We start from the raw sequence: 2639 nt of genomic DNA on the forward strand, positions 1-2639 counted from the left end.
TCATCATGCGCTCCGTCTATCAAACGGAGCAGCCCCTTCCAACTAAGCACGTGGTCCCACAATCGGGGTCCATTTCACACACCCGGTACGAAGCGACTGTAGAACCTCCAACTTTCAATGTCGGCACGCCACTTGCTCCATTCGGGGCAGCATCACCGCTCGGAGGCGGGGGGCGCTGTAGGGACGGACTCCGCACGTCCTCCATTGCGTCCGGCCGCCCCGCCAACGTGTTGTGAGGGGACATGAAACACCATGTTGGAGGGGCTGCAACTGCGATCGCAGCCGCTCTCGCTGCGCCGCGATGTCATTAGCGTGTGCGAACAGGAAACCACACTCTTCCTCCGGGCTTTCCCGATGGTGTCCGTCGGTCGTCTGGCCAGCCGGATCATGACGCGCCTTGCATTCTTTGTCGCCGGTTTCGGCATTGCGGGCTAGGCGCCGCTGGTGCCGTTCGCGAAGGAGCGGCTGGTTGTCGATAACGAAGTCCTCGGTTTTCTGCTGCTCTGTCTGGGAATCAGCTCAGTCATCTCGATGCTTCTGATCAGGCTGTTGAGCGCGCGCTACGGCAGCAAATCAATCATCCGGATCGGCTGGTTCGGGATTGCGCTCATCCTGCCGTGGCTCGCGGTTGCCGGCACGCCTGTGGCGCTCGGGGCCGTGCTAGCTGCCTTCGGCGCCTTTCTCAAATTCATCGATGTCGCTGCGAATGTCGATGCGGTCGAACTAGAACGTGCAGCGAAGCGTCCACCGATGTCCGGCTTTCACGCGCAATTCACCATCCGCGAATGTGCCGGCTCCGGCGCGATAACCGCATTGGCTGGCTGCTCGTCGGGGCTTTTTCATCAACCCTAATTAAAATTATAGATGCGCGTGTAGAGCCCCGATCGTCATCAGCGAGCCTGCTCCTCGCGCCCGTGAAGCATGGGAGCGGGGAAACTCCGCTTTCTTCGCCTCTCGTTAAACTAGCACTACTTTGGCAGATTGTTGATTTTGCCGCGTTTTATAGGATTCCCGAATCAATTTTTCAATGATTCATGGGTGGTCGGCTCTTGGAGGGCTGACCATGCCGGGATGGGAAGACGAACTCGAACGCTGGCTGATGCCGTTCTTGGACCGGCTGGGTCATAAGACCCGGCAGCGGATGTGTCCTCTGTATGTTGCGGGATTGATCGGTCCGGGCGATCGCAAGAGCGTTCAGCCGATGGCGGAACGCCTTGCCACGAGCAACTACGACCAGTTGCACCATTTCATTGCGGACGGTGTCTGGGATGCGACGCCGCTGGAGACGGAGCTGCTCAACCAGGCGGACCGACTTGTCGGCGGCAGGGATGCGATGCTGGTTATCGATGACACCTCACTGCCGAAGAAGGGTGAGCGATCGGTCGGTGTTGCGGCTCAATACGCGTCGGCTCTCGGTAAAACGGCAAATTGCCAAACGCTGGTGTCTTTAACGCTTGCGCGCGGCGAAGTGCCAGTGATGGTCGCGTTACGTCTCTTTCTGCCTGACAGTTGGACAAGCGACGTATCTCGTATGAAGCGCGCTCGCGTGCCAGTCGAACATCGAACGGCACGGTCCAAGCCCGAGATTGCTCTAGCCGAGATTGACCGCGCGATGGCAGCCAACGTGCGCTTTGGATGTGTGCTGGCGGATGCAGGATACGGCCTCAGCGCACCGTTTCGACAAGGGCTAACAGAGCGCGGGCTGACCTGGGCTGTCGGCATCCCTCGGCACCGGTCGATGTGAAGCTCATTTGGCCGATTACCAAAGTCCGCGGAAAACCGCGAAAGCACCACGTGCCCGATATCTTATCGATTGCCGCAGAACAAATGCTCGTCAGCGCCAAATGGAAAACCGTGAGTTGGCGTAGCGGGACGAAAGGTCGGCTTAAAGCCCAATTTGCTGCTCTCCGCGTCCGGACCGCCGACGGCCCTCCGCAGCGGATATGGGATAAAGGTCAGCAGCATCTCCCAGGCGACGAAGCCTGGCTCATTGGCGAGCAACGTGCGTCCGGGGAGAAGAAATACTATCTGGCCAACCTTCCGGCGGCGACGGATCTGCGCACGCTGGCCGCCACCATCAAGGCACGGTGGATTTGTGAGCAGGCGCATCAGCAGTTGAAGGAGGAACTTGGACTTGATCACTTCGAAGGGCGATCATGGCAAGGTCTTCATCGCCACGCCTTGATGACAATGATTGCCTACGCCTTCCTGCAACATCGTCGCCTCGCATACGCGGGGCGGAAAAAAAAGAATCAACGGGCCTCCGCCTCAGCCAACCATGCCAGCCGTACGTCACGCCATCGTCGATCTCATCCTTCGGCCGCCGTCTCAGCAGTGCCCATATTGCCGAAAGCAAATCCGTGAAAAACAGCGGCGAAAACACAATCTGCCAAAGTAGTGCTAGTCACGTGAATCTAAAGTTCGCCACATAAAGTCTGCTGAGCTTTGTGACAGAAGCGTTTGACAGAAGCCAAGATCTGGTCTGCGGACTTGGTCCATTTGAAGGGCTTCGGGTTGTTGTTGTGCCGTTCGATGAAGGTACGGATGTCGGCCTCGAGCTGTCTGACGGAGGTGTGAACACCTCGCTGGATTTGCTTTCTGGTGAGCTCAGCGAACCAGCGCTCGATCTGATTGATCCA

At 58.3% G+C, this 2639-nt stretch carries 2 protein-coding genes and 2 pseudogenes; 3 read left to right on the forward strand and 1 reads right to left on the reverse strand.

Annotated elements, in window-relative coordinates; all coding sequences use genetic code 11:
• Positions 1-252: 252 nt before the first annotated feature.
• From AC5ZG1_RS43725 to AC5ZG1_RS43735, 3 genes and pseudogenes are all read left to right on the forward strand, one after another.
• Positions 253-435, forward strand: a complete 183-nt coding sequence (locus AC5ZG1_RS43725) for a hypothetical protein (RefSeq protein WP_028169439.1) — start codon at positions 253-255, stop codon at positions 433-435.
• A 9-nt stretch (positions 436-444) separates the two neighbouring features.
• Positions 445-852: an MFS transporter gene (locus AC5ZG1_RS43730; RefSeq protein ID WP_028169440.1), complete on the forward strand. Its 408-nt coding sequence runs from the start codon at positions 445-447 to the stop codon at positions 850-852.
• A gap of 175 nt (positions 853-1027) precedes the next feature.
• A pseudogene (locus AC5ZG1_RS43735) lies at positions 1028-2364 on the forward strand (IS701 family transposase).
• A 50-nt stretch (positions 2365-2414) separates the two neighbouring features.
• Here AC5ZG1_RS43735 and AC5ZG1_RS43740 read toward each other — a convergent pair.
• A pseudogene (locus tag AC5ZG1_RS43740) lies at positions 2415-2639 on the reverse strand (IS630 family transposase); the annotation flags it as partial.

The organism is Bradyrhizobium sp. Leo78 (assembly GCF_059512425.1).

Excerpts from the sequence above, each read along its gene's own strand:
- AC5ZG1_RS43725 (WP_028169439.1), top strand. The coding sequence starts at position 253 with ATGTTGGAGGGGCTGCAACTGCGATCGCAGCCGCTCTCGCTGCGCCGC.